The following is a 22,508-nucleotide window of genomic DNA, read 5'->3' on the forward strand; positions in this document are numbered from 1 at the left end:
TCGCGGTCGCCGCGTCCTGCCCGCTCACGCCGTGCCTCCGTGGTGGATGCCGCCCTCGCCGGGCGCTGCCTGGTGCGGGATGCGCGCCTCGGAGGGGCTCTGAGGCGCTTCGGCGGAGGCCGCGGAGGCCGCTTCGCGTTCGGCGACGACCTCGCGCACCGCGTCGACGACTCCCGCGTAGCCGGAGCAGCGGCAGAGGTTGCCGCAGAGTGCCTGACGGGTCTCCAGCTCGCTGGGGGCGTGATTGCCCTCCAGCAGGTCGTGGATGGTCATGGCCATGCCGGGCACGCAGAATCCGCACTGGACCCCGCCCGACCTGCACAACGCCTGCTGCACGTCGGAGAGTTCCCCGTTCGTCGCGAGGCCCTCGACGGTGCGCACCTCGCTTCCCGCGGCGGTGGCCGCCGGGACCAGGCAGGAGGCGACGAGCCGGCCGTCGACCTGTACGGCGCAGGCGCCGCACTCGCCCTGCGAGCAGCCGTCCTTGGCTCCGGCGAGGCCGAGGCGCTCACGCAGCACGTAGAGGAGGGATTCGCCGATCCAGGCGCCGGTGACGGGGCGGTCGGCGCCGTTGACGCGCAGGACGTAGGACGCGTGGGGGTGTTCGAGGTGGGCGACCGGGGCCTCGTGCGCGCCGGGCACGGGGTGCGCGGCGTGTTCGGGGTACGCCGGCGGCTCGGCCGCGCCGTCGGCGGTCTCCTCGCCCGGCACCGGGGCGGCCGGCGCCGCGTCGTGGTCCGCGGCGGCCGGGGCGGGGGCCTCCTCGCCGACGGGAACGTCGGCGTGGCTCTCGCCCTGGCCGTCGGCGGGACCGGCCGCAGGCGCGGGCTCGGGCGCCTGCCCGAAGGCGGAGAACCCGTGCCCGTCGGTGTCGGCGGGGTGCGCGAGCCCGGCGGTGCGTCCGGGCCCGTCGGATCCGGGCTGCTCCGCGGGCTGTGCGTCGGCCGCGGCGGCGGACGCCGGTGCGCCGCCGAAGAGGCCGTGGCCGCCGGGGGCGGGCTCCGGCACGGCGTGACCGGCGGCCTGCCCGGCGTCGCCCACGTGCTCGGCATGCGCGGCGTGCGTGGCGTGCCCCGGGTGCTCGGCGTGCACGGCATGGCCCGTCTGCGCCGCGTGACCCGCGTAGCCGCCGTGCCCGGCATCGCCCACGTGCTCGGCGCGACCCGCATAGTCGGGCTGTTCGGTGTGGCCCGCCTGCTCGGCGTGACCCGCGTAGCCGCCGTGCCCGGCATCGCCCACGTGCTCGGCGCGACCCGCATAGTCGGGCTGTTCGGTGTGGCCCGCCTGCTCGGCGTGACCCGCGTAGCCGCCGTGCCCGGCATCGCCCACGTGCTCGGCGCGACCCGCGTAGCCGGCCTGTTCGGTGTGGCCCGCCTGCGCCCCGTGATCCGCGTGCCCCGCGTGACCCGCGTAGTCGGCGTGCCCCGCATCGCCCGCCTGCTCGGCGTGGTCGGCCTGTTCCGCGTGGACCGGGTGCCCCGTGCGGTCCGCCGACGGGTAGGTCTCCTCGGCGCCGGCCGTCGGCCGGGGCCGCTCCCCCGCGGGCGGGTTCGCGGACGGGGCGTGCGCGGCCTCGACGTCGTGGGGTGCCCCGTGGGCGGGCTCGGCCTCCTGCAGCGCGGTGCCCACGCCGGGGCCGCCGAGCACCCGGGGGCCGCGGCCCGCCGCGCCCACTCCGGGTCCGCCGAAGAGCCGTCCGGCGGCGTGCGCCGTGGCGGCAGCGGCGGCCGAGGCCGCGGCTGCCTCGTCGGTGCCGGGCAGCACGCCCGGATCGGCAGACGGCTGCTGCGTCAGGTAGGCCCAGGGGGCCGGAGCGCCACCCGGCAGGGTGGCCGGGGCCTGGCTCCAGTCGGCGTCCAGGGCGCCCGTGCGGAAGTCGCCCTGCGGCCGGGGGTGGTCGGCGGGGTCGCCCTGCTGCGCGCCCGGGTGGCCGGTGCCGCCCGTGTAGTCGGTGCCGTCCCGGAAATCGGTGCCGTCCCGGTAGTCGGCGCCGTCCCGGTGGTCCGGGCCGTCCTGGTAGTCGGCGTCGGCCGGGTAGCCGGCGTACTCCGGCACGGCCCACTGGCCGGTCGTCGACGGGGTGGCCCCGGGCTCGTGCGCCGCTTCCGGGAAGCGCCACTCCGCGGTCGCGCCGGGGTCGTGCGCGGGGTCCTGCTCCGTCTCCGGCCCGGTGGCGGCGAACGCGGCGGCGACCGCCGCCGGGATCGGGACGGAGGCGGGGATGGGCCCCGTCACCGGTCCGGAGCCCGTGCCCGGGACAGCGGCCTCGCCGCCGGCCTCCGGCCACTGCGCGGGGAGCGTCCAGGTCCCGGTGGCGGCCGGGTCGGTGCTGCCGGTGCCCGCGGTGCCGAGCGGAACGATCATCGGCGGCGGCACGTAGCCGTGTCCGGGCGCCGCGAGCGGCTCCCCGGTGCCGAGCGCGTCGAGCATGTCCTGCGGCAGTTTCACGAAGGCCGTGGCGTCCGAGTCGTACTCGCCGCCCTGCGGTACGGGCTCCCAGCCCCAGCCCGCCGCACCGTTCCCCTGGGTCACGTTCTCGTTCTCGTTCTCGCTCATGAGGTCAGTGCCCTCCCGAGGGCCCTGCGTGCCAGCACGGCCACCGTCCGCCGCAGATGCAGTACACCGGGAGCCACCGGTTCCCCCTGGTCGGGCACACAGGCGGCCGCGACGTACTCGCCGAAGGCCTCCAGCGCCTCGGGGGCCAGGCTCCGCCCGCCGTCCCAGTCGATCAGCGAGGCCACCCACTGCTCGGCCTCCAGCGGGCGCAGCGGCATCGGGGCGACGGCGCCGATCGCGCAGCGCACCCCGCGGCGCGCGGGGTCCAGCACGAGGCCCACGGAGGCCACGGCGCGGCCCGGCCCGGTGCGCCCGGTGGCCTTGAGGAAGACCTGCGGCGCGTGCAGCAGCGGGACCCGCACGAAGCCGATCAGTTCGCCGGGCCGGAGCATCTCGCGGCCGGCCAGCAGGTGGGAGACCGGGATCTCGCGCCGGCCCTCGGGGCCGACGATGACCAGTACGGCTTCCAGGGCGGCCAGCACGGGCAGCGCGTCCCCGGTGGGCGCGGCGCTGGCGATGTTCCCGCCGAGGGTGCCCGCGTTGCGGATCTGCGGCGGTCCGGCGGCGCGCGCGGCGGCGGCGAGCGCGGGGATCAGGGCGGCGAAGTCGGGCCGGCCCATCCGCGCGTGGGTGAGGCCGGCGCCGAGCAGGGCGTGGCCGTCCTGGTACTGCCAGCCGCGGATCTCGTTGATCCGTCCCAGGCCGACCAGGGCGGCGGGCCGCAGCAGTCCCGCGTTCACGGCGGCCATGAGGTCGGTTCCGCCCGCGACGGGAACGGCGGCGGGCATGGCGGTGAGCGCCGCGACGGCCTCGTCGAGCGAGGCCGGCAGCGTCACGGACTGCGCCGCCTGCTGCCCCTGAGCCCCCTGAGGTGAATCAGGTGCGTGCGGTGCGTGCGGTGCGTGCGTGGTCAACCCAGCTGCCCCTTCCCGATGTCCCGGTCCTGGCGCTCACGCCTGTCCGCCGTACGGTACGTGCTCACCGCCGGGACGTGGCAACTCTGGCACATCTTCCGGGCCGCCCGGCGCGAGGGTCCTCCCGGAGACCCGCGACCCCCGTGACGGCCCCCGGCACCCCCGTCGGCCCCCGGGGCGGGGCCCGTCCACGCCGTACGTGGCGGAACGTTCCGAACACCCTCTAAGGACCGTACGACCCCCGCTGCGCCCCTTGGCCGGATCTCGCCCCCGAACGCCCGTTTTCCCCGTATAGGAGGAAATTCAGACAGAGTTCCGGCCCGGCGGGGCGGCCGCGGCCCGGCTCCCGGCCGATCTTCCGGCCGCCCCCGTCACACGTTCGGGGGCGGGCCCTCGAGGGGACGTCCGAGCACCCCCGGGCGCCGCTGGCGGGCCAACGGGCCGCCCGGGGGCCGGTAGTCGACGCCCAGTACGTCCAACCGCCGGTAGTGGGAGGTCATTCGGGCCTCGAAGTCCGCGTAGTCCCGCTCCGCCGGCCCGGGCAGCCGCGACCACACCACCTCGGCGAACGCCGCCAGCCGCGGGAACACCTGGTAGTCGAGCCTGCTCCGGTCCTCGACGACCTCGGTCCACATGTTGGCCTGGGCGCCGAGCACATGGGCCGCGGCCTCGGGCGACAGCTTCGGCGGCACCGGCTCGAACCGGTAGACGTCCTCCAGGGAGCGCACGTAGCCGATGGGCACCGGCTCGTCCGGGCCGTCCGCCTGACGGTGGTCCAGGTACACCTGCTGCTCGGGGCACATGACCACGTCGTGCCCGGCCTCGGCGGCGGCCGTCCCGCCCGCGTAGCCGCGCCACGAGGACACGGCCGCCCCCGGCGCGAGTCCGCCCTCCAGGATCTCGTCCCAGCCGATGAGGCGCCGCCCGCGGTCGGCGAGCCAGCGGTCGAAGTGCCGGACGAACCAGGACTGCAGCCCGTCCTCCCCGTCCACCCCCAGCTCGCGGATCCGTGCCTGGGCGGCGGCGGAGGCCTTCCACTGCGCCTTGGGGCACTCGTCCCCGCCGATGTGCACGAACGGCGAGACCTCCGCCGGGAACAGCTCCAGCACCTCCTCCAGGACGCCCTCGTAGAAGCGCAGCACGGCCTCGGTCGGCGCCAGCACGTTCTCGCTGATGCCCCAGTCCTCCCACACGCCGAGCGCCGCGGTGTCCACCACGTCGGTGTTGCCGAGCTCCGGGTACGCGGCGACGGCCGCCTGGGAGTGGCCCGGCAGCTCGATCTCGGGGACCACCCGGACGTGCCGCTCGGCGGCGTAGGCGACGATCTCGCGGATGTCGTCCTGGGTGTAGAAGCCGCCGTGCGGGCTCTCGTTCCACAGGGGCGAGGCCCGGTGCCCCCACCGGCTGCGCGCCCGCCACCCGCCTACCCCGGTCAGGCGCGGCCGGCTCCTGATCTCGATCCGCCAGCCCTGGTCGTCCGTCAGATGCAGGTGCAGCACGTTGAGCTTGTGGGCGGCGAGCAGGTCGATCTGGCGCAGTACCCCGTCCTTCGGCGTGAAGTGCCGGGCCACGTCGAGCATCATGCCGCGCCAGCCGAAGCGGGGGCCGTCCACGACCGTGCCGTACGGCAGGCTCCACGTCCGCCCCGGTCCCGGCAGCGGCGCCCTGCGGTAGGCGTCGGGGCCGAGCAGCTGACGCAGCGTCTGGGCGGCCCAGAACAGTCCGGCCGCCGTCTGCCCCGCCAGCTCGGCGCCGTCCGACCCGACCTCGATGCGGTACGACTCCGGACCGAGGCCGCCGGTGGCGTCCGGGTCGACGCGCAGCCGTACGTCGCCCGGCGTGCCGGGGGCGGGGGCGGGCAGGTCCCAGCCGGTGGCCGCGCCGATCTCGCGGCGGAGCCAGCGGGCGACGGACCCGGCCCCGTCGGCGACGGCCAGGGTCGGTGCGGGGCCGAGGGCGAAGCGGCGTCCGCCCTCGTCGGGAACGGCGGTCCGGGGTGCGGGGATCAGGTCCATGCGGCGGCCCTTCGCGAGAGCGGTTGCGCCCTGCGCAACGCACGTTCCGCAGAGTGCTCGTCGCGCCGACCCTAACGCGCCCCGCAGGCACGGAAAAGGCCCCCGGGCGCGCTGCGGCGCACCGGGGGCCTCGGTCCTGCGGACGTCCCGCGGAGGGGGCGGACCGGGTCGGACTACTTGTCCTTGCCGCCCTTGCCCTTGTCCCCGCCGGGTCCCATGGACTCGTAGATCTCCTTGCACATGGGGCAGACCGGGTACTTCTTCGGGTCCCGGCCCGGTACCCAGACCTTGCCGCAGAGCGCGACGACGGGGGTCCCGTCGAGCGCGCTCGCCATGATCTTGTCCTTCTGGACGTAGTGGGCGAAGCGCTCGTGGTCGCCGTCACCGTGCGACACCTGCGGCGTCGGCTCTACGAGGGTCCCCGTGCCAGTCCCGCGCTCGGGCTCAAGAGTGCTCATGGGACCCAGGGTAATTGACCCCGCGCCCGTCAGTTGAGCGACGGGTCGTCCGGATAGGTGGCGACCATCGCCAGTTCGCTGCGCTGGCGGCGCAGGACCGACCGCCACAGCCGTTCCGGATCGGGAGAGGAGACGTCCCCCGGCTCCGACTCCACCACGTACCAGGCGCCCTCGCCGAGCTCCTGTTCCAGCTGGCCCGGCCCCCAGCCCGAATAGCCGGCGAAGATCCGCAGCCCGCCCAGGGCCGCGGCCAGCAGCTCGGGCGGGGCCTCCAGGTCGACCAGGCCGATGGCCCCGTGCACCCGGCGCCAGCCCAGCGGCCCCTCCTCCCCCGGGATCACCGCCAGCCCCAGGGCCGAGTCCAGTGCCACGGGACCGCCCTGGAAGACCACGCCGGGGGCGCCGGCCAGCGGCGCCCAGGGGAGCAGGACGTCACCGACGCCGACGGGGGTGGGCCGGTTGAGGACCACCCCGAGCGAGCCCTGCTCGTCGTGGTCGAGCAGCAGCACCACCGCGCGGTCGAAGTTCGGGTCCGCGAGGGCTGGGGTGGCCACGAGCAGCCGCCCTGTGAGGGAGGACACCTCGGTCATGCCGCCATGATCCCGCACATTCGCCGTTCGCGGGGGTCAGGAGCGGTATCGGATGCCGCCGTGCGCACCCGCGCACGGCGGCAACGGGAGCGCGCACGAACGGAGCAGCGGGACGAACCGGACGGAATGCAACGCTCCGCCATGCGGTGGGTACGGAGGGTGTTGTACCGAATTCATGACAGTCCTACGGCCACGTCGGCCTTACGAACAAAGGGGTACTGGCCCTTACTCTTTTCTCTGATCCCCTGCCCACCCCTCTCCGGAACGCGAGATTCATGACCGGCACAGACAGTGATGACGTCCTGCTCGTCCATGGCGGTACCCCGCTCGAGGGCGAGATCCGGGTCCGCGGCGCGAAGAACCTCGTGCCCAAGGCCATGGTCGCCGCTCTGCTCGGAAGCGAACCCAGCCGGCTGCGCAACGTTCCCGACATCCGTGACGTACGTGTCGTGCGCGGGCTGCTCCAGCTGCACGGGGTGACGGTCCGTCCCGGCGAGGAGCCGGGCGAGCTCGTGCTCGACCCCACCCACGTCGAGAGCGCCAACGTCGCCGACATCGACGCCCACGCGGGCTCGTCGCGCATCCCGATCCTGTTCTGCGGCCCCCTGCTGCACCGTCTGGGCCACGCCTTCATCCCCGGCCTCGGCGGCTGCGACATCGGCGGCCGGCCGATCGACTTCCACTTCGACGTGCTGCGCCAGTTCGGCGCGACCATCGAGAAGCGCGAGGGCGGCCAGTACCTGGAGGCCCCGCAGCGGCTGCGCGGCTGCAAGATCCGCCTGCCCTACCCCTCGGTCGGCTCGACCGAGCAGGTGCTGCTGACGGCCGTCCTGGCCGAGGGCGTCACCGAGCTCAGCAACGCCGCCGTGGAGCCGGAGATCGAGGACCTCATCTGCGTGCTGCAGAAGATGGGCGCGATCATCTCCATGGACACCGACCGCACCATCCGGATCACCGGTGTGGAGCGCCTCGGCGGCTACAACCACAAGGCGCTCCCGGACCGCCTGGAGGCGGCGTCCTGGGCTTCCGCGGCCCTGGCCACCGGCGGCAACATCTACGTGCGCGGCGCCCAGCAGCGCTCGATGATGACCTTCCTGAACACGTACCGGAAGGTCGGCGGCGCCTTCGAGATCGACGACGACGGCATCCGCTTCTGGCACCCGGGCGGCCCGCTCAAGGCCATCGCGCTGGAGACGGACGTCCACCCCGGCTTCCAGACCGACTGGCAGCAGCCGCTCGTGGTCGCCCTGACGCAGGCCTCCGGCCTGTCGATCGTCCACGAGACGGTCTACGAGTCCCGGCTCGGCTTCACCTCGGCGCTCAACCAGATGGGTGCCCACATCCAGCTGTACCGCGAGTGCCTGGGCGGCAGCGCCTGCCGCTTCGGCCAGCGTAACTTCCTGCACTCGGCGGTCGTCTCCGGCCCCACCAAGCTGCAGGGCGCCGACCTGGTCATCCCCGACCTGCGCGGCGGCTTCTCGTACCTGATCGCGGCGCTGGCCGCCGAGGGCACCTCGCGCGTCCACGGCATCGACCTGATCAACCGTGGCTACGAGAACTTCATGGAGAAGCTCGTGGAGCTCGGCGCGAAGGTCGAGCTCCCGGGCGGCGACCTCGTCTGACCCGCGGACCGCACCCCCGCACCACGCACCGCGTGAAAGCCCCCGGCCCCAGGGCCGGGGGCTTTCGCGTACGGGGTCCGGACGGCCCGCGGGGCGCGGTGCGGGCGGGAGGGCGCCCCGGAGCCTGACGGGCCCTCACGGGGCCGCAGGGGCCGCCCGCGGGGCCGTGACGGCCCCACGGGCGCCGCGGATTGGCTGCGCACGGGCCCGGACCCGCTCCGCAGCCGCTTCGGGCGGCCCCGGACACGCCGGAGGGCGGTCACCCCGTCGGGGTGACCGCCCTCCACAGTGCTGCGTATCGCCGCGCACCGCTGCCGTTCCGGAGGCCTGTGCGGCCCCCGGCACCGGAACAGGACTTACTTGCCCTTGGCGGCTTCCTTGAGCTTGGAGCCCGCGGAGACCTTCACGCTGTAGCCGGCCGGGATCTGGATGGGGTCGCCGGTCTGCGGGTTGCGCGCGGTGCGAGCGGCACGGTGGGTGCGCTCGAAGGTCAGGAAGCCGGGGATGGTGACCTTCTCGTCGCCCTTGGCGACGATCTCGCCGACGGTCTCGGCGAGCGCGGCCAGAACGGCGTCGGCGTCCTTGCGGGTCACCTCGGCGCGCTCGGACAGAGCGGCCACCAGCTCACTGCGGTTCATGTTGTACTCCCGTGTTCAACTTGCCTTAGAGGCGTGAGATCGAAGCCGATGCTGCCAGGGCCCTAGGACAGTCCCCGGACCCGGGTCTGAACGTCAGACCCTCTCGCCCGGTTACGCATCCTGCCCCCACCAGCGGCGGGAAAGCCAATCCGGCACCCGCCGGGGTCACACGAAAAGCGCCACAGTCACGCCCCGGTGACGCTCCGTCGCACCCGAGGGATGCGAACAGCGGAGCTCGTCGGCATCCCCGCAAACCCTAGAGGCGGCCCGGCGGGCCCGCATCTCGCGACGCGCCGGGGATCAGGGAGCCGTGAGGCCCGTCACAGCGTCCGCCTGGGTGGCCGTGGCGGCCTTGCGAACGGCTCCGGCGACGGCTCCGGCGACCTTGTCGTTGAACACGGACGGGATGATGTAGTTCGCGTTGAGCTCGTCCTCGCCCACGACGTCGGCCAGCGCGGTCGCGGCGGCGAGCATCATGCCGGTGTTCACGGTGCGGGACTGGGCGTCCAGCAGACCGCGGAAGACACCCGGGAAGACCAGCACGTTGTTGATCTGGTTCGGGAAGTCCGAACGGCCGGTCGCGACGACGGCGGCGGTCTGGCGGGCGACGGCCGGGTCCACCTCCGGGTCCGGGTTCGCGAGCGCGAACACGATGGCGCCCTCCGCCATGGCGGCGACGTCCTCGCCGGACAGCACGTTCGGGGCGGAGACCCCGATGAACACGTCGGCTCCGACGACGGCCTCCTTCAACGTGCCGGTGTAGCCCTCGGGGTTGGTGTTGTCGGCGATCCAGCGCAGCGGGGAGTCCGCGGCGGCGTCGACGAGGTCGGGGCGGCCCGCGTGCACGACACCGTGGATGTCGGCGCTGACGGCGTTCTTCACGCCCGCCGCGAGGAGCAGCTTGAGGATGGCGGTACCGGCTGCGCCGGCACCCGACATGACCACCTTGACGTCCTCAACTGCCTTGCCCACCACGCGCAGTGCGTTGGTGAGGGCGGCGAGCACGACGATGGCGGTGCCGTGCTGGTCGTCGTGGAAGACGGGGATGTCGAGAGCCTCGCGCAGCCGGGCCTCGATCTCGAAGCAGCGCGGCGCGGAGATGTCCTCCAGGTTGATGCCGGCGAAGCCCGGGGCGATGGCCTTGACGGCGGCCACGATCTCGTCGGGGTCCTGGGTGTCCAGGCAGATCGGCCAGGCGTCGATGTCGGCGAAGCGCTTGAAGAGGGCGGCCTTGCCCTCCATGACCGGCATCGCGGCCATCGGGCCGATGTTGCCCAGGCCCAGCACGGCGGAGCCGTCCGTCACGACTGCGACGGTGTTGCGCTTGATGGTCAGGCGACGGGCGTCCTCGGGGTTCTCGGCGATCGCCATGCACACGCGGGCGACGCCCGGGGTGTAGATCATCGAGAGGTCGTCACGGTTGCGGATGGGATGCTTGGACGCCATCTCGATCTTGCCGCCGAGGTGCATCAGGAAGGTGCGGTCGGAGACCTTGCCGAGGCTGACGCCCTCGATGCCGCGGAGCTTCTCGACGATCTCGTCGGCGTGCGCCGTGGAGGTCGCGGCGATGGTGACGTCGATCCGGAGCTTCTCGTGGCCGGAGGCGGTGACGTCGAGGCCGGTGACCGATCCGCCGGAGGACTCCACGGCGGTGGTGAGCTGGGAGACCGCGGTTCCGCTCGCGGGCACTTCCAGGCGGACCGTCATCGAATACGAGACGCTGGGCGCCGTTGCCATGGCCGTGTTTCCTCTTCTGTCCCTGGTTCGCTTAACACACAGGGCCCCGCTGCACAGCGGGTGCGGCTGGGCCTGTTGTCCGATCGTCCCACCTACCAGCCGGTACAAGGTAACCAGCTACAAAATTCGGAAAGACTCTTCCACCATACGAGATTTGAGGGGTCTTCGGAATGGGTGGTCCATACAAAAAGGTCCGCGCCCCCCACCGAGTGGAGGACGCGGACCTGGTGATCTGTACGTTTGTGACACCGACCCGCCATGCTCGCCTCGCGGCAAGTGGTCGCTCTGAGCGACGAAGGTTGGGCCCGGGGGCTTGGATCGAGTCGGTGCCGTACCCAGGCTAACAAAGGATCGCCGGATGTGATCCCCCTGCTCGCGGTCGGTTCCGCCGCACCACGCTCCCGGCCGCCGACCATCCGGCCGAACGGCCCGCGGCTGCCGGGACGGCCTGCGGCTGCCGGGACCGCCGTGGCCACCGGGACCGCCGTGGCACTAGCCGCGCAGGAGCGCCGGCACCCCGTCCTCGCCGGGCTCGTCGCCCTCCGCCGAGACCACCGTCAGCTGCTGCGTCGCGCGGGTCAGCGCCACGTAGAGCACGCGCAGGCCCGCCGGGGACTCCTGCGCGATCTCCGCCGGGGCGACGACCACCGTGGCGTCGTACTCCAGGCCCTTGGCCTCCAGGCTGCCCAGGGCCACCGCCCGTTCGCCCAGGTCGGCGAGCCAGCCCGCCGCCTCGGCGCGCCGGTCCATGGCGACGACCACGCCCACCGTGCCGTCCACCTGCTCCAGCAGCCGCCGGGTCTCCTCCCGCACGGTCGCGCCGAGGTCGCTCCCGGCCGCCGTGAAGCGCGGCTCCAGCCCGGTCGAGCGCACCGCCGTGGGCGGCTCCATGCCGGGCATCGCCAGCCGCAGCACCCGGGAGGCTACCTCGGCCACCTCGGCCGGGTTGCGGTAGTTGACCGTCAGCGTGAACCGGCGGCGCGGCCGGGACCCCAGGGCCTCGTCGCGTGCCGCGGCGGCCTCCTCCGGATCCGTCCAGGAGGACTGCGCCGGGTCGCCGACCACCGTCCAGGTACCGTGCCGGCCCCGGCGGCCCACCATCCGCCACTGCATCGGCGTCAGGTCCTGGGCCTCGTCGACGATGACGTGCGCGTACTCGGTGCGCTCCGCCGCGAGCCGTTCGGCCCGCTCCCACTGGGTCTCCTCGCGCGTCGGCATCAGCTCCTCCAGCCCGGTGAGCTGGTCGAGCGGGTCGAGCTCCCGCCTGCGCTTGGGCCGGGCGGGCGCGCCGAGCAGCTGCTGGAGCTCGTCGAGCAGCGCCACGTCGTGCACCGACAGGGGGCCCTTGCCGTCCTCGCCGACCCGGCGCAGCGAGCGCGCCAGCCGGCGGGCCTCGCGCGGGTTGAGGTCGCGGCGCGACCAGCGGCCGAGCTTGCGCTCGTCGGCCATCGCGGCGAGCACCCGGCGCGGCGTCAGCTCCGGCCACCAGGCGTTCAGGAAGTCGAGGAAGGGGTCCTCGGTGGAGATGTCCTCGTCGAAGGCGGAGCGCAGTTCGGCGGCCAGCTCCGGGTCGCTGTGCCGGCCGGCCGCGCCGGTCTTGGCGTAGAGGGCGTCGAGGAGCAGCTTGCGGGCGCGCGGGCGGAGCAGGTTGACGGGGGCGGTGCCGCCGAGGACGTTCTGCCGGATCCGGTTCAGCTCGTCGGCCTCCAGCTCCTGACGGCGGCCGAAGGCCACCACGCGCAGCCGTTCGGGGGCGGGCCCCTGGGGGCCGCCGAGCTCCAGGGCGCCCCGTACGGCCTTGCGCAGGACCTTGAGCATGCGGGAGGAGCCCTTGATCCGGGCCACGGACGGCTCGTCGTACGTGGTGGCCTCGGCCCCGTCGACCAGCGAGCCCAGCGCGCGGATGGCGACCTGGCCCTCCTCGCCGAGCGAGGGCAGCACGCCTTCGGTGTACGCGACGAGCAGCGGGGTCGGGGAGACGATGAGGATGCCGCCCGCGTAGCGGCGGCGGTCCTGGTAGAGCAGGTAGGCGGCGCGGTGCAGGGCGACGGCGGTCTTGCCGGTGCCGGGGCCGCCGGCGACCTCGGCGACGGAGGCGGCGGGTGCCCGGATGACGAGGTCCTGCTCGGCCTGGATGGAGGAGACGATGTCGCGCATGGAGTGGGTGCGGGCCCGGCCCAGCGCGGCCATCAGGGCGCCGTCGCCGATGGCGGGCAGCTCCTCGCCGTCCAGGTGGGCGGTGATCTCCGGGCGCATCAGGTCGTCCTCGACGCCGAGCACCCGACGGCCCTTGGACCGGATGACGCGGCGGCGCACGACCCGGCCGGGGTCCTTGGGGGTGGAGCGGTAGAACGGTGCGGCGGCGGGCGCCCGCCAGTCGATGACCAGCGGCGAGAAGTCGGCGTCGAGCACGCCCATGCGGCCGATGTGCAGGGTCTCGGCGATGTCGGCGGTGAGGTCGTCGCGGATCGCGCCGTCGGCCGGCTCGACGGAGGTGTAGGCGCCGTCGGGGCCGCGCTCCCCGTCCTTGCCGAGGACCAGGTCGATGCGGCCGAAGAGGAAGTCCTCGAACTCGTTGTTCAGCCGGTTCAGGTGGATGCCCGCCCGGAAGACCTGGGCGTCGCGCTCGGCGAGGGCGCCGGGCGTCCCGACCTGGCCGCGCTGGGCGGCGTCGTTCATGAGGAACTCCGCCTCGTGGATCTTCTCCTCGAGGCGTCGGTACACCTGGTCGAGATGCGTCTGCTCGACCACGATCTCCCGATCGCGGACGGAATCCGCCGTGCTGTCGACAGCGGCATTCTGCGCGGCCACCAAGGCCCCCTTCTGACGTGCATGGGCGACCGTCAACCGTACGCGAACCGGCACCCTGTGCGCACGCCCGTTCCGCGACGCGTCTCGCCCAGTGGTCGGCCGGCTACCGGGATCCGGACGCGAGGGCCCGGCGCCGGTGCCGGGCCACGCGTTCGCGGTTCCCGCAGAGTTCGCTGGAGCACCAGCGGCGCCGGTGGCCGCGGGAGGTGTCCAGGTAGACCCGGGTGCAGCCGTCGCCGGCGCAGGCCCGCAGCAGGGCCCGGTCGCCCGGGTCGGTCAGCAGCTCGACGGCGTCCCGGGCCACCGCCGCGAGCAGCGCCCCGCATTCGACGCCGCCGCACAGCTCCCGTACGAGGTGCCCCTCGCGGTCCCGTACCGCGCACAGGCCCGGGGGTGGTCCGGCGGCCAGGGCGTTGACCCGGGCGAGGGCGTCCTCGTCCGGCTCGGCGCCGGCCAGCTCCGCCCGTACGAGGCTCTCCACGTCGGCGCGCAGCACCCGGAAGGCCGCCACCCAGTCGGGCCCGACGCGGGCGAGGGGGGTCCGGTCGGGGACCAGTCCGGCCCCGGCGAGCCACAGCCGCAGCTCGTCGCCGTCCCGGATCCCCTCGTGCGGGGTGAAGGTGGCCACCAGGTCCAGGCAGACCCGTCCGGAATCGAAGCGCATGCCGTCAGCCTCCCGTCGTGGGGTGCCGTACCAGACTGCCGCCCGGCGGGTCGGAGGGGAAGCCCCCGGACCGATGCCCGCGGGGGCCTTCGTGCCGGGGCCGCTCGGTCGGCGCCTCCTCGGCGGCGCGGGGGCTCACAGGGCGGGCGGGTGGTCGTGCAGGATCCGCTGGAAGAGGCGGTGGTCGCGCCAGGCGCCGTTGATGTGGAGGTAGCGCGGGGCGAGTCCGTAGCTCTCGAAGCCGGCCTTCGCGAGCACCCGCTGCGAGGCCAGGTTGTCGACGAGGGTGCCGGCTTCCACCCGGTGCAGGCCCAGTTCGTCGCGGGCGATCCGGCAGACCTCCTCCAGGGCGGTGGTGGCGAGCCCCTTGCCCTGCCAGGCCCGGTCCACCCAGTAGCCGACGCCGCCGCTGCACAGGGGCCCGAGGGTGATGGAGCCGAGGTTCATCGCGCCGACGGGTGCGCCGGTGGCCGTCTCGACGAACACGTACGGCACGATCCGTCCGGCGTCCCGTTCGGCGAGCACCCCCTCGATGCGCGCCCGCTGTCCGCGCTCGGTGTAGAACGCGTCCGGCCGGACCGGCTCGACGTGGGCCATGTGCGCCCGGTTCCGCGTGAACACCTCGGCCAGCCCGGCGGCGTCGCCGAGCTCGACGCCCCTCATCTCCACCCCGTCAATGATCATCCCGGCATGCTAGTGCGGTGACCGGGCCGGACGGCAGGGGCCGGACGGCGCGGGGGTGCCGGTCAGGGGCTCGAGGTCCCGAGCGGGCGCGGTGCGCGTCAGGCCGGGGCGCCGCCGGCCGCCGCCGCCCGTTCGGGCAGTTCGCCGTACTTGCCCTCGCCGCCCGCGTCCAGCGAGAGCCGGTAGCCGCGCTTGACCACCGTCTGGATCAGGTTCGGTGCCCCCAGCGCCGCCCGCAGGCGGGCCATCGCCGTCTCCACGGCGTGCTCGTCGCGGCCCGCGCCCGGCAGGGCGCGCAGCAGGTCGGCGCGGGCCACCACCCAGCCGGGGCGCCGGGCCAGGGTCCGCAGCAGGGCCATTCCGGCGGGCGGGACGGGCCGCAGCTCCTCGTCGACCAGGACGGCGTGCCCGCGGATCTCCAGCCGGTGCCCGGCCACCCGCAGCACCCGTGCGCGGCCCGGCAGTTCCCGGCAGAGCAGTTGCACCAGCGGGCCGAGCCGGAAGCGCTCCGGCTGCACGGTGTCCACCCCGAGCGCCTGCAGCGGCAGTGCGGTCACCGGCCCGACGCAGGCGGAGAGCAGCCCCCCGCGCAGCGCGTCGAGGACGGCGTCCCGCATGCCGCGTTCCGCGGCGCGGGAGAGCAGCGAGGCCGCCGCCGGAGCCGAGGTGAAGCTGACCGCGTCCAGCTGGCCTGCGGCGATGGCGTCCAGCAGCCGGTCCAGCGGTGCGATCTCGGCCGGGGCCATCCACCGGTAGACGGGGACCACCACCACGTCGGCGCCGCCGGCCCGCAGCGCCTCGACGAAGCCGGGCAGCGGTTCCCCGTGCAGCTGGAGGGCGATCCTGCGGCCGGCGACCCCGGCCGTCAGCAGCCGGTCCAGCACCTCGGCGAGGGACTCCGAGTCCGGGGACCAGTCCTCCACGAGCCCGGCGGCCCGTACGGCCCCCTTGACCTTCGGCCCGCGCGCGAGGAGTTCGGTGTCCCGCAGGCGCGCCAGCAGTTCCTCGCCGATCCCCCATCCGTCGGCCGCCTCGATCCATCCCCGGAAGCCGATGGCCGTGGTGGCGACGACCGCGTCCGGCGGACGGGCGATCAGTTCCCCGGTGGCGGCGAGCAGTTCGCCGTCGTCGGCGAGTGGCACGATCCGCAGCGCCGGCGCGTGCAGGACCGCCGCCCCGCGCCGCCGCAGCAGCGCGATGAGCTCGTCGGCCCGCCGGGCTGCGGTGACCCCTACGGTGAAGCCCGCGAGCGGGCCGGTGTGCGTGACGTCCATCGTGACCTGCCTACTGACCATGGGGGTGCGGGCGGACCGAGCCTGCCAACTCGGCGTGTCGGGCTCGGTTCACCCGTATTTCGCCCCGGTTACACCGACGTGAGCTGGGGTTTCGCCTCGGCTCCGGCCACCGGCCGGGCGGCCGGGGCGGGCCGGCGAAGGTATACCGCCCAGGTGACCGTGCAGCACACGGCGTAGAAGCCGAGGAAGGTGACGAAGGCCGCCGTGCCCGAACCGGAGCTGCGGAAGGCCTCGCGGAAGACCAGGTTGATGCCGAGTCCCCCGAGCGCGCCGACGGCTCCGATCAGGCCCATCGAGGCGCCGGAGAGCCTCCGCCCGTAGGCCGCGGCGGCCTCCCCGCCCATCCCGCGGGCCAGGGCCTTCGCCTGGAAGATGCCCGGGATCATCTTGTACGTCGATCCGTTGCCGAGGCCGCTCAGGACGAACAGGGCGACGAAGCCGACGAGGAAGACCGGCAGCGAGGCCCGCTCGGAGGCGAACACCACCACGGTGGTGGCCGCGGCCATCGCCACGAAGGTGCCCAGGGTGATCCGGGCCCCGCCGAAGCGGTCCGCCAGTGCCCCGCCCACCGGCCGGATCAGCGAGCCGAGCAGCGGTCCGGCGAAGGTGAGCGACGCGGCCTGGAGCGGGGTCCGCCCGAACTGGGTCTGCAGGACCAGGCCGAAGGCGAAGCTGTAGCCGATGAACGACCCGAAGGTGCCGACGTAGAGGAAGGACATGATCCACGTGTGCGCGTCCCCGAGCGCCTCGCGGACCGCTCCGGTGTCGTTGCGGACGGGGGCGAGGTTGTCCATCCGCACGGCCGCGAGGACCGCCGCGAGCACGATCAGCGGGAGGTAGGCGCCGAGCAGGATCCGCGGGTGGCCGGCGCCGGCGGTGGCGATGACCAGCAGCCCGGCGAGCTGGACGACGGGGACGCCGATGTTGCCGCCGCCGGCGTTCAGGCCGAGCGCCCAGCCTTTCTTCCGCAGCGGGAAGAAGGCGTTGATGTTGGTCATGGAGGAGGCGAAGTTGCCGCCGCCCACCCCCGTGAGGGCGGCGACGAGCAGGAAGGTGGCGTACGAGGTGCCCGGCTCCATGACCAGGATCGCGGCGACCGTCGGGGCGAGCAGCATCAGTGCGCTGAAGACCGTCCAGTTGCGGCCGCCGAAGCGGGCGACGGCGAAGGTGTAGGGCACCCGCACGAGGGCGCCCACGAAGGTCGCCGTGGCGATCAGGAAGAACTTCCCGGCCGGGTCGATGCCGTACTCGGGCCCCATGAAGAGGACCATCACCGACCACAGGGACCAGATGGAGAAGCCGATGTGCTCGGAGAGCACGGAGTACACGAGGTTGCGGCGGGCGGTCCGCTCCCCCGTCCTGCGCCAGAAGGCCTCGTCCTCCGGGTCCCACTCCTCGATCCAGCGGCCCCGCCTGCGCGGTGCGGTCGTACCGGTCATCACGCCTCCCCAGCTGTCGCGTCCGTGGTGAGACGGTAGGGAGGTCGCGTTTCGGCCCCGGTCCCCGGCGGATGACCGCCGGGAAACCTTGCTCTCACCCGCCGGCCGGGCCGGGTGTGAGCCGGGCCGGCAGCCAGCTGCCGGGAGGCGGTTCCAGCCAGCCGCGTTCGGCGGCGAGCCCGGCGGCCGCGGTGCGCAGGGCCTCCAGGCCGGGGTGGGAGAAACCCTTGCGCCACACCATCGACAGCGGTGACAGCGGCACCGGATCGGTGAGCGGCAGCTTCACGCAGCCGGGCATCTGGAGGAAGCCGACGGTCGCCAGCACCGGGTTGCCGGTCTTGACCATGACCCGGCGGAACTCGTCCATGCCCATGGCGACCGGTGCGGGCGGCGCCATCAGGATCCCCCGCCCGGCGAAGAGTTCCCGCGCGAGCCCGGTCCACTCCGTGGTCCGCGGGTTGCCGGCGCCCGCGTACACGGTCTCGCCGGCGAGGGCGTCCAGCGGTACGCGGTCCCCCGCGGCCAGCGGGTGCCCCTCGGGCAGCAGCACGGCGAGCGGCTCGTGGCGTACGAGCGTGCGCGCGAGGGGGGCCCGCAGCGCCGGGTCCAGCCCGTCGGCGTACCCGAAGGCGACGTCGAGCCGCCCGGCGGCGACCTCGGCGGCGGCGTGGGTGAGCCCGCTCTCGAAGCGGGCCATCAGCTCGCAGTCCGGCGCGATTTCGCGGGCGCGTTCGAGGACGGTGCGGGCCGTGCCGGGGCCGTCGGTGTTGACGTCGACGAGGAGCGGGCGGGAGCCGGCCCCGGTGGTGAAGGCCGCGGCCAGTTCCTCGTGGGCGCGCAGCACGCGGCGGGCCAGCGGCAGCAGGCGCTGCCCGTCTAGGGTCAGTTCGACCTGCCGGGTGGTGCGCAGGAACAGGGTGGTGTCCAGGGTGTGCTCCAGCCTGCGGATGTCACGGCTGAGCGCCTGCTGGGCGACGTAGAGGCGGGCGGCGGCACGGGTGAAGTGGAGTTCCTCGGCGGCCGCGACGAACCCGCGCAGCAGGCGCGGGTCGACGTCACGGGGATTCACCCCCGGAGACTAACAACACGGGACTGACAACACAGGTGCGTGAATGCGGCTCGAACAGGTGTTGGACCCGGCCGCCCGCCGAGGCGGAGGCTGAGACCCATGCCCCTCATGGCCGTCACCGGCACCACCCTCGTCCTCGCCGCCCCCTCGACACCCGCCGCCGCACCCGCTCCGCGGCCCCCGGACGGCGGCCGGGGGCCCCGCCGCACGCCGGGCCCCTACCGCAGGCTGTTCGAGCTGCCCGGCACCCGCCGGTTCACCGCGGGGAACCTCGTCGCCCGCCTCCCCATGGGCATGTTCGGCGTCAGCGCGGTCATGATGATCGCCGGGCAGCGCGGCTCGTACGCCCTCGCCGGGGCCGTGACGGCCACCGGCCTCGCCGCCACGGCACTGGTGGCGCCCTGGACCGCCCGGCTGGTCGACCGCCACGGCCAGGCCCGGATCGCCGTACCGGCCACCCTGATCGCCGTCCTCGGTTCGCTGTCGCTGGTCCTGTGCGTCCGCGCCGGCGCCCCCGCCTGGACCCTCTTCGCCTCCTACGCCGCGACCGCCACCACCCCCAACATCGGCGGCATGTCCCGGGCCCGGTGGACGCACCTGCTGCGCGACTCCCCCGCCTCCCGGCACACCGCCATGTCCTTCGAGCAGGCCGCGGACGAGCTGTGCTTCATGCTCGGGCCGGTCCTGGCCGCCTTCCTGTGCAGCGCGGTGTTCCCCGAGGCGGGCACCCTCACCGGCGCGTTCCTCCTGCTCACCGGGATGCTCGTCTTCACCTCCTGCCGCGCCACGCAGCCGCCGGCCGCCGGGACTCCCCGCGGCGGCGGCTCCCCGCTGCGGACCCTGGGCCCCCTGCTGCCGCTCTTCCTCGTCTGCGGCGTGCTCTTCGGCTCCATGGAGATCGCCTCGATCGCCCACCTCGACGCCCTCGGCCTGGGCGCCGCCTCGGGGCCCGTCCTGGCCCTCCAGGCGGCCGGCTCCTGCGCGGCCGGCCTCCTCTACGGAACGGTGCGCGCCCGCTCGTTGACGGCGTGCGCGTGCGCCCTCGCCGTGCTGATGACCCTTCCCTGGGCGGCGGCCGCCACCGGCTCCGTGGCGGCCCTGGCCTGCGCCCTGCTGCTGGCCGGCATGGCGACCGCCCCGACCATGGTCACGGCGATGGCCGAGGTGCACGCCCGCATCCCCGAGGGGCGCCTCAACGAGGGGATGACCCTCGCCGTCACCGCGACCCTCACCGGCATCGCGGGCGGGGCGGCGACGGCCGGCTGGGCCGTCGAGACCGTGGGCCCGGTGGCCGCGTACGGGGTGTCGGCGGCGGCCGCGACGGTGGCCCTGGTGGCGACCGGAGCGGGACGATTCGTACGGCGGCCGAGTGATCATGCCCGCGTGGTACGCGGACCCGCCGCCCGCGATCCGCAATAACTGGGGATGCCTTCCCCCCAGCGCCCTTCCCTTCGCGGAGGAACACCCCTTGCTGTCATCTTCCCGCCCCGTGTCCGCGGCCCTGATCGTCGCGGCCGTCACCGCCGGCGCCCTCGTGCCGGTGGCTCCCGCCCTCGCCGACTCAGCGGGCGTCCGCTTCTCCCAGCCCTACGTCCCCTCCATCGCCCCCGGCGGTACGGGACGCGTCGTCATCGCCGCCCTGGGCGGCGCGGAGCCGGCCGCCAGCGGCTCCTTCCGCATCACCGCCCCGGAACGGACCACCTTCCCGGAGGCCCGCTTCTACTGGAACGGCACCCGCGCGGCGGCGCCGTGCACGCGGTCGGCCGACGCGCGCCGGCTCACCTGCGAGGCGGGGACTCGCTCGGGCTTCCGCTTCGCCGCGGCCGAGCAGACCCAACTCGCCGTGGCGGTACGGGTCGACGCCGACGCCCCGCAGGGCACCACGCTCACCGGCGGCGAATGGGCCACCGACGTCGACGCGCCCGTCCTGTTCGCCGTGGCCACCGCGGTGAGCGGCCCCAAGGGAGACCGGGGCGACAAGGGAGACAAGGGAGACGACGGCAAGCCCGGGGACTCCGGCAAGCCCGGCCACCACGGAAAGCCCGGCCCCAAGGGCGAGAAGGGCGACAAGGGGGACAAGGGAGACAAGGGCGACCGCGGCCCGGCCGGCCCCCAGGGCCCCCGCGGCGAGAAGGGCGACCGCGGCCCCGCGGGCCCGGCGGGCGGCCCCCAGGGACCCAAGGGCGACAAGGGCGACAAGGGCGACCGCGGCCCCGCAGGCCCCAGGGGCCCCAAGGGCGACCAGGGACCCAAGGGTCACAAGGGCGACCAGGGCCCGCGCGGTCCGCAGGGCCCCAAGGGCGACCGCGGCCCGGCCGGGCCCAAGGGCCCGCACGGCAAGCCCGGCCCGGTCGGCCCGCAGGGCCCGAAGGGCAAGCCGGGCGACTGCAAGTGCGGCGGCGGCAAGGAGCACCACGACACCCCGAAGGCCAAGATCGTCTCCCCCGGCAAGGGCCTCGGCATCCGCTCCGGCCCCGGCACCCGCTACGCGAAGACCGGCAAGGCCGCGAGCGGCTCGGTCGTCGCGCTCCAGTGCAAGGTCAACGGCGAGAAGGTCGACGGCAACACGATCTGGTACAAGCTCGCCGACGGCAGCGGCTGGATCGCCGCCCGCTACGCGCAGAACCTCAACAAGGTCCCGTTCTGCTGACCCGCACCACCCCCGGGCACGACACCCCCCGGGCATGACGAAGGCCCCGCAGCCGGAAGGCCGCGGGGCCCTTGTCCCGTGGGAGCACGGGCAGCGCCCGGACGCCCCTGGCGAGCGGCGACTGCGAAGTGACTGCATTGACGATAAAATGCAGTCATGACTGCGTTCACGATCCGGGAAGTACCCGAGGACGTCGCCCGCCGCATAAAGGTCCGCGCCGCCGAAGCCGGACAGTCCCTCCAGAGCTACCTGCTCAGCCTTGTCACCCGGGACGCCACCCAGCCCACGCTCGCCGAAATGGCCGGGCGCGCCGAGCGCTACGCCACGGAGGACATCGACGTCCAGGACGTCCTCGACGCCATCGACACGGGCAGGGCGGGCCGTTGATCGTCGTGGACTCCTCCGCCGTGGTCCTGTTCCTCACGGACCGGGGCTCCCGGGGCGCCACTGCCCGCCGCCGCATCGGCAAGGAAGACACTCTCGCGGCTCCCTACCTGCTGGACACGGAGATCGCCTCCGCTCTTCTGGGCATGGCACGCGGCGCCAAAATCGCCCCCGAGAGCCTCGATGAGCACTTCAAGACCTACCAGGGGCTGCGCGTACAACGGCATGAAACGGGCCCGCTGCTCCCCCGGATCCGAAAGCTGTACGCCAACCTCTCCGCCTACGACGCCACGTACGTCGCCCTCGCCGAAACCCTGGGCGTCCCCCTGCTGACGGCGGACGTGCGCATCGAACGAGGCGTTCAGAAACCGCGTTGCCACATCGAGCTCGTCACCGCCGGCAGCGATCAGCCTCCGCACCCAGGTACCTGACGCACCACCGCATCCGCCACGCTCCCCGAAGGTCGGTGCTTCCGCCGCGCTCGCACATGACGAAGGCCCCGCAGCCGGAAGGCCGCGGGGCCCTTGCCCACATGGGATGAGTGGAGATGGCGGGAATCGAACCCGCGTCCAACGGTGCAGAAGCAGGGCTTCTCCGAGCGCAGTCCGCTGCGCTTTTCTCGGCCCCGGAGATCACACGGACAAGTCTCCGACGGGCTCAGTCACTGTTTGATTTCCCTCCAACCCCCGTGACCGGGGCTGGAGGTTTAGATCCCTTGTTGACGCCAGGATCCGGACCGGGACCACTTCCGGGCTGACGCTCCTCACAGAGGCTTCAGCTCACTGTTATTAGGCAGCGAGGGTGAAGCGGGAGTTATCGCTCTTGGAGTTGGCGATTATTTTTTGCGACATGTGGTTAGCGAGATCATTGCCGCTTCCTCGGCTCGCTTCCCCTGCATCGACATCCGCTGTCGAAACCGATCATCCCCATGTTTTTTTAACAAGCTGCTCCGCCCCGGGGGGCGGTGCTGACGCCATGGTAC

General features: G+C 74.0%; 18 protein-coding genes and 1 other RNA gene. 5 read left to right on the forward strand and 14 right to left on the reverse strand.

The window, feature by feature from the left end; all coding sequences use genetic code 11:
• Nucleotides 1-24 precede the first annotated feature (24 nt).
• The 5 genes from ACPU2J_RS13075 to ACPU2J_RS13095 form a co-directional block, all read right to left on the reverse strand.
• Complete coding sequence (locus tag ACPU2J_RS13075; RefSeq protein WP_423833290.1) at nt 25-2,556, reverse strand: 2Fe-2S iron-sulfur cluster-binding protein; 2,532 nt, start codon at nt 2,554-2,556, stop codon at nt 25-27.
• Nucleotides 2,553-3,470, reverse strand: a complete 918-nt coding sequence (locus tag ACPU2J_RS13080) for an FAD binding domain-containing protein (RefSeq protein ID WP_391348562.1) — start codon at nt 3,468-3,470, stop codon at nt 2,553-2,555. The genes ACPU2J_RS13075 and ACPU2J_RS13080 overlap by 4 nt, the downstream gene beginning before the upstream one ends.
• Before the next feature lie 371 nt (nt 3,471-3,841).
• Complete coding sequence (locus tag ACPU2J_RS13085) at nt 3,842-5,485, reverse strand: beta-N-acetylhexosaminidase (RefSeq protein ID WP_423833291.1); 1,644 nt, start codon at nt 5,483-5,485, stop codon at nt 3,842-3,844.
• Between the two features lie 173 nt (nt 5,486-5,658).
• Nucleotides 5,659-5,943 (reverse strand): DUF3039 domain-containing protein, encoded by a 285-nt coding sequence (locus ACPU2J_RS13090; RefSeq protein WP_402696614.1) that lies wholly within the window; start codon nt 5,941-5,943, stop codon nt 5,659-5,661.
• 29 nt (nt 5,944-5,972) lie between these two features.
• Complete coding sequence (locus tag ACPU2J_RS13095; protein ID WP_361595452.1) at nt 5,973-6,533, reverse strand: YqgE/AlgH family protein; 561 nt, start codon at nt 6,531-6,533, stop codon at nt 5,973-5,975.
• A gap of 275 nt (nt 6,534-6,808) precedes the next feature.
• On the opposite strand from ACPU2J_RS13095, the gene murA reads away from it, so the two are divergent.
• Nucleotides 6,809-8,155 (forward strand): UDP-N-acetylglucosamine 1-carboxyvinyltransferase, encoded by a 1,347-nt coding sequence (murA, locus tag ACPU2J_RS13100; RefSeq protein ID WP_361595454.1) that lies wholly within the window; start codon nt 6,809-6,811, stop codon nt 8,153-8,155.
• Between the two features lie 356 nt (nt 8,156-8,511).
• Here the strand turns inward: murA and ACPU2J_RS13105 are convergent, their stop codons facing one another.
• The 8 genes from ACPU2J_RS13105 to ACPU2J_RS13140 form a co-directional block, all read right to left on the reverse strand.
• Nucleotides 8,512-8,793 carry an HU family DNA-binding protein gene (locus ACPU2J_RS13105; protein ID WP_007264399.1) on the reverse strand — a complete coding sequence of 94 codons (282 nt, stop codon included), beginning with the start codon at nt 8,791-8,793 and terminating at the stop codon, nt 8,512-8,514.
• A 300-nt stretch (nt 8,794-9,093) separates the two neighbouring features.
• Nucleotides 9,094-10,530 (reverse strand): NAD-dependent malic enzyme, encoded by a 1,437-nt coding sequence (locus ACPU2J_RS13110; protein ID WP_361595456.1) that lies wholly within the window; start codon nt 10,528-10,530, stop codon nt 9,094-9,096.
• A gap of 492 nt (nt 10,531-11,022) precedes the next feature.
• Entirely contained in the window at nt 11,023-13,341 is a 2,319-nt protein-coding gene (locus ACPU2J_RS13115; protein ID WP_420080648.1) for a HelD family protein, read from the reverse strand.
• A gap of 103 nt (nt 13,342-13,444) precedes the next feature.
• On the reverse strand, nt 13,445-14,005 hold the full coding sequence (locus ACPU2J_RS13120; RefSeq protein ID WP_423833292.1) for a CGNR zinc finger domain-containing protein: 561 nt from the start codon (nt 14,003-14,005) through the stop codon (nt 13,445-13,447).
• 135 nt (nt 14,006-14,140) lie between these two features.
• On the reverse strand, nt 14,141-14,689 hold the full coding sequence (locus tag ACPU2J_RS13125) for a GNAT family N-acetyltransferase (protein ID WP_361595462.1): 549 nt from the start codon (nt 14,687-14,689) through the stop codon (nt 14,141-14,143).
• 98 nt (nt 14,690-14,787) lie between these two features.
• Entirely contained in the window at nt 14,788-15,963 is a 1,176-nt protein-coding gene (locus tag ACPU2J_RS13130) for a uroporphyrinogen-III synthase (protein WP_420080646.1), read from the reverse strand.
• A gap of 89 nt (nt 15,964-16,052) precedes the next feature.
• Complete coding sequence (locus tag ACPU2J_RS13135; protein WP_365497217.1) at nt 16,053-17,423, reverse strand: nitrate/nitrite transporter; 1,371 nt, start codon at nt 17,421-17,423, stop codon at nt 16,053-16,055.
• Nucleotides 17,424-17,517: 94 nt separating this feature from the next.
• Entirely contained in the window at nt 17,518-18,492 is a 975-nt protein-coding gene (locus ACPU2J_RS13140; RefSeq protein ID WP_423833293.1) for a LysR family transcriptional regulator, read from the reverse strand.
• 108 nt (nt 18,493-18,600) lie between these two features.
• Here ACPU2J_RS13140 and ACPU2J_RS13145 point away from each other — a divergent pair, with 108 nt between their 5' ends.
• From ACPU2J_RS13145 to ACPU2J_RS13160, 4 genes are all read left to right on the forward strand, one after another.
• Complete coding sequence (locus ACPU2J_RS13145) at nt 18,601-19,911, forward strand: MFS transporter (RefSeq protein ID WP_423834962.1); 1,311 nt, start codon at nt 18,601-18,603, stop codon at nt 19,909-19,911.
• A gap of 49 nt (nt 19,912-19,960) precedes the next feature.
• The gene (locus ACPU2J_RS13150; RefSeq protein WP_423833294.1) at nt 19,961-21,142 is read left to right on the forward strand and encodes an SH3 domain-containing protein; all 1,182 of its coding nucleotides are present in this window, start codon (nt 19,961-19,963) and stop codon (nt 21,140-21,142) included.
• Between the two features lie 156 nt (nt 21,143-21,298).
• A complete protein-coding gene (locus tag ACPU2J_RS13155; protein WP_420080644.1) occupies nt 21,299-21,529 on the forward strand; it encodes a FitA-like ribbon-helix-helix domain-containing protein in 231 nt (76 codons plus the stop codon).
• A gap of 5 nt (nt 21,530-21,534) precedes the next feature.
• A complete protein-coding gene (locus ACPU2J_RS13160) occupies nt 21,535-21,957 on the forward strand; it encodes a type II toxin-antitoxin system VapC family toxin (RefSeq protein ID WP_420082423.1) in 423 nt (140 codons plus the stop codon).
• 108 nt (nt 21,958-22,065) lie between these two features.
• On the opposite strand, the gene ssrA is transcribed toward ACPU2J_RS13160, so the two are convergent.
• Nucleotides 22,066-22,454, reverse strand: a transfer-messenger RNA (tmRNA) gene (ssrA, locus tag ACPU2J_RS13165).
• Nucleotides 22,455-22,508 lie beyond the last annotated feature (54 nt).

Origin of the sequence: Streptomyces manipurensis (assembly GCF_049570255.1) — a bacterium.
In the GTDB taxonomy this organism is placed as follows: domain Bacteria; phylum Actinomycetota; class Actinomycetes; order Streptomycetales; family Streptomycetaceae; genus Streptomyces; species Streptomyces manipurensis.